4 protein-coding genes and 1 pseudogene are annotated in these 7415 nt (G+C 67.5%); 2 read left to right on the top strand and 3 right to left on the bottom strand.

Annotation, left to right across the window (positions count from 1 at the left end; all coding sequences use genetic code 11):
* Positions 1-373: 373 nt before the first annotated feature.
* Entirely contained in the window at positions 374-3010 is a 2637-nt protein-coding gene (locus tag ACFYMM_RS43995) for a hypothetical protein (RefSeq protein WP_388398390.1), read from the bottom strand.
* On the opposite strand from ACFYMM_RS43995, the gene ACFYMM_RS43990 reads away from it, so the two are divergent.
* Entirely contained in the window at positions 3009-3137 is a 129-nt protein-coding gene (locus ACFYMM_RS43990; RefSeq protein WP_388398388.1) for a hypothetical protein, read from the top strand. The two genes, ACFYMM_RS43995 and ACFYMM_RS43990, sit on opposite strands and share 2 nt — an antisense overlap.
* A 635-nt stretch (positions 3138-3772) precedes the next feature.
* Here the strand turns inward: ACFYMM_RS43990 and ACFYMM_RS43985 are convergent.
* Complete coding sequence (locus ACFYMM_RS43985; RefSeq protein ID WP_388398385.1) at positions 3773-4975, bottom strand: IS110 family transposase; 1203 nt, start codon at positions 4973-4975, stop codon at positions 3773-3775.
* A 788-nt stretch (positions 4976-5763) separates the two neighbouring features.
* Here ACFYMM_RS43985 and ACFYMM_RS43980 point away from each other — a divergent pair.
* Entirely contained in the window at positions 5764-6276 is a 513-nt protein-coding gene (locus tag ACFYMM_RS43980) for an RICIN domain-containing protein (protein WP_388398392.1), read from the top strand.
* Positions 6277-6345: 69 nt separating this feature from the next.
* Here the strand turns inward: ACFYMM_RS43980 and istA are convergent.
* Positions 6346-7245 (bottom strand): annotated as a pseudogene (gene istA, locus ACFYMM_RS43975) (IS21 family transposase); the annotation flags it as partial.
* Positions 7246-7415: the final 170 nt, after the last annotated feature.

The raw sequence follows: 7415 nt of genomic DNA, 5'->3' as shown, positions 1-7415 counted from the left end.
GGTCCTGCTTCCAGGCAGTGATCATCGGCTCGATCAACAGCCACTGCTCGTCCGATAAGTCGCTGAGGTACGGCTCTCTCTTCACACCCCGCATCCCAGCATGGACATGCCCACCAGGCGGCTCGTACGGCGATCAGTACCACGATCGAGCGATCACGAACCGAGGAAGATCGGACTTAACGCTCACTCAGTAGCAGGCAGCGGCCCGTGCGATCAGACTTCGGATTCGGCCCGCTGGATACCGTCGCCGGGGCGCCGGCCGCGCCCGCTATCGTTCGCGCGTCAGCGCGCCGCGATACTCCCTCCCCTACGGCTGGCCGATGCCTCGGCCGATCGCTTCATCGGCCGCGGCCGCGTTTCGGGGACCCAGGGGTCAGGAGGCGCTGCGCCCGGTGTTGGTGGCCCAGAGCGCTCCGCCGACCCCTGGTCCGCCGCCGCTCTTGTAGACCACGAGGTTGCCGTCGTCCTGCATGATCGCGTAGGCGCCGGGATGGCCGTAGGTGCCGCTGGACCAGAGTGCCCCGCCTGTGCTGGGGCCGCCGCTCTTGCGGTAGAGGACGAGATTTCCCTCGCTCTGCATGATCGCGTACGCGCCGGAGTGACCCGAGGTCCTGGTGGACCAGATGGCTGCGCCGTCTCGTTTGCGGTACATGACGAGGTTGCCGTCGGGCCGCATGACCAGCCAGGTGCGCTGCCCTTGCGTCCACCAGCCGGGCGTCAGCGCCTGGCCGGACCGGATGGTCTGAGGCCGCGCGTAGGAACCGCTGGACCACAGCGCATCGGCCGAGTCGGTGGTGGCCTGGCGATAGACGACGAGGTTTCCGTCGTCCTCGAGGTCGGCGTACGCACCGGGGTGGCCGGAGCTGTGTGTGGACCACAGCGCGCCGCCCGTGCCCAGGCCGACGCTCTGGTCGTAGACCACTAGATTGCCGTCGCTCTGCATGACGGCGTAGGCGCCGGGATGACCATAGGTGCCGCTGGACCACTCCGCCGGTGATCCGCTGCCGCCCGCCCTCAGGTAGGCCACCAGGTTGCCATCGGTCTGCATCACCAGCCGCATGCTGCTGCTGGTGATGCTCTGCCCGGGGTTCAGACGCTGACCCGGCAGCATGAGATGCCCGGACGCGGTAGAGGCGGGGATGTGGGGGTCGACGATGTGGATGTCGTTGTGGGCGTCGAGGTATGCGATCCCGCCCCCGCTGTACTTGTCCACCGCCCACGTCACGCGCCGGTCGTCGGTGAGGGGGCCGGTCGGCAGATCGGCAAGCTCACTGGTGACGGCCGTGCCGGTGTGAACGTCGGTCAACTCCAGCTTTCCGGCGCTCGTGTCGTGCTCGACGACAAAGCCGTCGCCCAGTTGCGCCGGGCCTGAAGACGGAACGGAGACGTCGGTGTTCGTGGTCAGGTCGTAGACACCGGCCGGGCCCGAGGTCCCGCACGACCAGTAGATCCACCGGCCGGCGGCGGCCTGCAGCTCACTGGGGGCGCACGGCGCGCCGGTGTTGAGGGTGCGTGTCGTCTTCTGGCTCGTCAGCTCGATCGCGCTGATCGACCCCGCGGGGGTGGGGTTCGCGACCCACAACGTCGACTCAGACAAGGCCGCCGCGGAGACCGGGCGCGTGAACAGCACCTTCGAGGCGCTGCTCAACGTGGTGTCGCCGATGGACTGCTTCCCGGTGGAACTGCTGTCGTAGACGACGTACCGGCCGTCGGAGTCGACGAGCGTGCCACCCGCTCCGTCAGGAGTCACCTCGGAATACCCGTTGCTGGCGCTCTGTACCGACACCTTGTTCCCGGCGACCAGCTGCGAGATCCGGCCGTCGCCGGTGTCGATCTGCGGTGCGCAGTAGGTGGCCGAGGTGCAGTCGCTCGGTTCGAGAGCCGTCCCGAATGCCGTGTGCGGTCCGTACGAAGGCGTGCTCCCGAGCCGAATGGTCCGAGTGAACACGTTCCCGCCTGGTTCCCCGCCGTTCTCGATCGTGGTGAGTTGGCCGTCGGCCAGGGACATGCCGCCGATGGGTGCGGGACCTCCCGGATCGGGATACACGGCGGCCTGCGCCAGGTCTCCGCCCGAGCCGGGCGTCACCTGGCGGACCCCCCAGTCGGCCAGCGAAGAACCACCCAGCGCGACAGCGCCGTTGGGCGCCGGAGCGAGGGTGTCGATCTGCACGTGGTCGATGACTGGGCTCGGTGTTCCGCCGGTCAGCGGCATGGCGTACAGAGGGGCGCCCAACTCGTAGTCGGTCGGGTCGGGGTAGTTGGCCCAGTTGTAGATGATCAGCAATGTGTCGCCGACGATGGCGAGTCGGCGCACATCCATCTGATAAGTCTTGGATGAGGGGCTGGTCGTCAAGGGGATCTGGACGGTGGCCTCGGACCCGGTGAGGTCGGATCGTGAGAGCAGATGAAGACGTGTGTCGCCTTCCAGGTACCACCCGACGTACTTGTCCGTCATCACCACGTCGGAAGTGGCCGGCACGGTGCCGAAGACCGGCGTCACCTGAGCAGTTGCCAGGTCCACAAGGCCAAGGCGGTAGCCGGTGCCGTCGTTGTACTTCACCACCACGGAGTTCGCGTCACCGGCCATCACACCGGCCGTCACAGGCGGTGTGCCGGTCGAGGTGACGGGCCAGCCGGAGACGGGGGTATCCGTCAACTGTCCGTTCACCATGTCGAGGACGTGGAGGGACGCGGTACCGTCCGCGGCCTTCGAGGACGTGAGGACACGTGACCCGAAGGCACCCACGTAGACATGGCCGCTGGGCCGGGCCATCGTGGTGGTGGTGCCCGTGTCCATGTCGTGAAGCTGGATGCCGGTGCTGGTCACCGTGGCGACCACGTCGGAGCCCGCTCCCGAGGCCCCGGGATACGAGCGGTGAACCCCAGGCACGGGAATGTCAGGGCCGCCTGCATAGGGCGTCCAGACGTCGGTGGACTTGCCCGGAGGCCGGTGCAGGAAGCCACCCGGCCCTGCAAAGTAGACCAGGTCCTGCGGCGGAGCGTACGTCATGGCAGCGGGAATGACGGTCTCGGTCGACGTGGCCGCGCTGGCCACCGCTGCGGTGAAGCAGGCAAAGCCCGAGGCCATGGTGAAGGCCGCAGCCACGGCAATCGAACCACGTATGAGCGGGCGCTGAGCCACCCGTGTCCTCCAGTGTGAGGTGATGAAGCATGGCAGAGCGCCAACTCCGGAACGAAAGGACGCCACCGCGCTCTGGCAGAGCGGTCCGGTGTGTGAACGCAGGATGCTCTGACCCCACGCGAAACGACCAGAGACTAGCCCCACCTGACGATCAAGCGGAAGATGTGAAGGGCTACTCCAAGGGTAAGGATTTGCCATGGGCACGCTGCCACGAGGTCGCGTCCCAACGCTTCCAAGCGGCCGAGGCAGACACCCACGCGGCCCGGGTGTGGGAGGTCGAGGGTGACCGGCCGCGCCCTGTGGCGTCCATGGACGAGGACTCGCCTGTGTTCGGGCCGGTGGCGTACAAGCTGAGGCTGTCGGAGGCGATTCGGATGGGCTTGGTGGCGCCGTATCAGGTGCTGTGCCTGGACATCCGCGACCCTGAGCTGTACGCGGCGATGACCACCGATGCAACCGGGTCGGACGCGGTGCGCGGGGCTCGGCTGACGGCCGTACAGACCGGCCTCATGCGCGCAGCCGCGGAGGAGCGTTTCCGGCGCGTGCTGTGCTTCCACAGCAGGGGGACTGCCTTTCAAGGGGCCAGGATCGACCTCAGGACGGCCGCGGGGGGTGCCTCTATGTCTTTCGTCAAGCGAGGCGTGGGGTTCTGGGTTCGTAGAAGGTGCCGTCGCGGAGGATCGCGAACAGCACGTTGATCCGTTGGCGGGCCAGACGGAGAAGTGCCTGGGTGTGGGTCTTCCCGCGGGCCCGGCATTTGTCGTAGTAGCTGCGGGAGGCGGGATCGTGCAGCGCGGCGAACGCAGACAGAAACATCGCGCGTTTCAGTTGCCGGTTGTCGCCTCGTGGCGCGTGTTCGCCGTGGATCGAGGTCCCCGATGACTTGGTCGTCGGGGCGAGGCCGGCGTAGGAGGCCAGGTGGGCGGCGGTGGGGAAGCTGGTGCCGTCGCCGACGGTGACCAGCAAGGTGGCGGCGGTCCTGACCGCGACCCCCGGAATCGAGGTCAGGACCGCGGAAAGAGGGTGAGCCTCCAGCAGCTGTCCGATCTGTGCTTCCAGGGCTCGTCGCTGTTCGTGGACGGCCGCGAGCGAACGGGCCAGGGACGGGATCACCAGGTCGAGGGTGCCGGTGCCTGGGACCACGACGGTCTGTTCGTCGAGCGCATCGAACACCTCGTCGATCAGCCGCTGGGCCATGCGCGGAGCCTTGGGCCGGATCACCTCAACCAGCTTGCGGCGTCCGGCTTTCCTCAGGGCGGCTGGGGATCCGTAGCGTTCCAGCAGCCAGGTCACGGCGGGGTGGTCCAGGCGCGGGCCCAGGACGCGCTCCAGGCTGGGGTGGAACTGGGTGAGCAGGCCGCGTATCCGGTTCGAGGTGCGGGTGGCCTCGGCTGCCAGGTCCTGGTCGAAGCCGACCAGCACGGTCAGCTCGGCGGTGATCTCGTCGGTCAGTTCCAACGAGCGCAGGGTGTGCGGCATGGTCCGTGCGGCGTCCGCGATCACCGCGGCGTCCTTCGCGTCGGTCTTCGCCTCGCCCGGGTAGAGATCGGCGATGCGCCGCATGGACAGACCGGGCAGGTAGGCGACCTTGCAGCCGGCGTCCCGGGCGACCGTCAGGGGCAGGGCTCCGATCGAGGCGGGCTGGTCCACGATCACCAGCACAGTGCCGAACTTCGCGGCCAGCTTGTCGAAGACGGCCCGCAGCTTGGGCTCGCTGTTGGGCAGCTGCTTGTCGAAGACCTTCTTGCCGGCCGGGGTCAGCCCGTCCCCGTGATGGGCGCTCTTGCCGACGTCCAGGCCGAGGAAGACGCCCACGTCGTCGATGTCGTCCAACCGATCCTCCTGAACGGGGCTCATGCGGTGGTGGCCGGGGCGTTGGCGTCGTATGCGCTTATCCACGTTATGCAGACCTGCCGCCCGCAAACGGTCAGGCATTGCGCCAGGCCAGGCGGTAGTCGGACCTCTCATCAGCGTCTCCGACGGCGCCTCCGAGGCCCGGTGACACCACCCCCCAGGTCATCCGTTCGACAGGGGGGAACAGTCATGCCGGGCCCGGAGGCCAGCGGTCCTCTTGCAGGACCGCGGAAAACATAACGGGGGCTCCGAAGACGGCCGACCGGATCGCCCGGCTGCAGAAGTGCTTCCCGCCGACGCGGGGGTGATCCGCCGCCAACAACGCGCTGGCCGGCACCACCTACGTGCTTCCCGCCGACGCGCATGTGATCCAGAAGACGAACGGTCGATCCTGAAGGCTCTTCGGTGCTTCCCGCCGACGCGGGGGTGAGCCGTAATCAGCGAAAGGCGCATGGATGCCTTCTCCGTGCTTCCTGTCGACGCGGGGGTGGTCCGGCCAAGACGGTCTCCTCGTGGGTCGGCCTGGAGTGCTTCCCGCCGATGCGGGGGTGATCCGATCGGCCCGAAGTCCTGGTAGATGGGGCCGGCGTGTTTCCCGCCGACGCGGGAGTGATCCAGAGGCCGGGGCCGCGAGCACGCACCGGGCCAGTGCTTCCCGCCGTCGCGGGGGTGGGCCGGCCCGGGGCGCCGACGGGCTGTCCACGTTGGGGTGGCTTTGTGCACAAGTCGCGACATCGTTTTGACGCGACATCGGGAGTCGCACGCTCGTGCGAATATGCAGTGTTCATGAGAACGGGAGGCAGTCGTCCCGGGCTTGGCTCCACGGCCGCTTGGCGTTAGCTCCTGGCAAGACCTACCAAATCGTGAACAAGCGGTCCAACTTGGCGCTCACTCCGAAGTCGTGGTCGACCGGACCGTCGACGGTGGACCAGTACGACATCCAGGCTTCCGGCGCGGGAAACGCGATCAGCCAGACGTGGCACCTGTTCCCGATGGACGGCAACGACTACCTCCTGGTGAACAAGCGCGGCGGTATGGCGCTCACGCCCGAGTACTGGTCGACCGGCCCATCGGGTTTGGACCAGTACCACATCCAGCGTGAGGACAAGCGTCCCCATCAGCTGTGGAACCTGGTCGACCGGGGCTCGGGCTGGTACCAGATCATCAACAAGGCCAGCGGCCTCGCGATCACGCCGGAGCGCTGGTCCGGCGGGCGGTCGGCGGTGGACGTGTACTACGCGCAGCAGCCACGCGACGCGAACTTCGACTCCCAGCTGTGAAAATTCCAGCTCGTCGACACGTACAGGCCGGTCACGGATCTGCAGCCGGTGCCGTGGCCTGCGGACGGTGTGGGTGATGTGATCCGCCTGACCGGGCACACCGTGCCGAAGTGGGACCCAGGCGGCGAAGGCGGCGTTCAGCTCCTCGATGGAGGAGAAAGCCCGTCCGGCCAGGACGTGGTCACGGACGATGTTCACCTGCCGCTCGACCCGGCCTTTGCCTTGAGGCCGGTAGGCGGCCAGCACGTCGATGTCGAAGTCGTAGTGCCCGGCGAAGGCGACCGCCTCCGGGTGCAGCGGGACCGCCTCGCCGGGGGCGACGTGCCGGCGCACGACCGTCTTGGTGCGGTCGTAGACGATGCTCATCGGAACCCCGCCGAAGTGCGCGAACGCGGCCCGGTGGCAGTCGAAGAATGTGGCCAGGTCCTGGCTGGTGGTGAAGCAGCAGAACGGGTCGCGCGAGTACGACAGCGTCATGTGGAGGGAGTAGACCTTCGGGATGCCGACATGGGCGAGGAACTTTCCCTCGTCTCCCCAGTCGACCTGGGCCTGAGCACCCGGGACGACCTCGAACCGCCGGTGCCGGCCGGCCAGCTCACCCGGGCTGATGCCCAGCTCCTCCGCGATCCGGGGCCGGGCTTCCTGCAGATAAAGCTTCACCCGCTGGTAGTTGATGCTGACCCCGTACTCCTGGACCAGACGCTCGTGGATCACCCTTCCCTTGAGCAGGATCTCGGACCTGAGCATCGCGTCGATCAGCGGCGCGACCTCGTCCACCACCCGCCGAGGCCGCTGATCTGCTGTTTCTCTCTTCGGTGGCGCGACCGATGCGGGATCCTTGAGGTACTTGCTGACCGTCCGGCGGTTAAGCCCCGTCTCCTTCGCGATCTCCCGCAGGCTCATCGCACCGGACTCTCACAGCGAACGAAACCGCCTCAACTCCAGCCAGCGATGCGGATCCAAGACCACCGTCAGTCGCCTCTCTGCCACCCCGAACCGAAAGCAGCAGACTCACGGCCAACGCCCCGTCACCGCACCAAGAATGGGGTCACGTCCGCGGGAGTGGTGTATCGACGGCCACTCGGTGATCTCTTCTTTGAGGCTATGCGGTGAGTTCGGTCGGGACGATGGTCTCGTCG

It is taken from the genome of Streptomyces sp. NPDC006739 (assembly GCF_042869815.1).
In the GTDB taxonomy this organism is placed as follows: domain Bacteria; phylum Actinomycetota; class Actinomycetes; order Streptomycetales; family Streptomycetaceae; genus Streptomyces.
The sequence above is the reverse complement of the archived record's forward strand: the minus strand, read 5'-3'. Positions and strand labels throughout refer to the sequence as shown.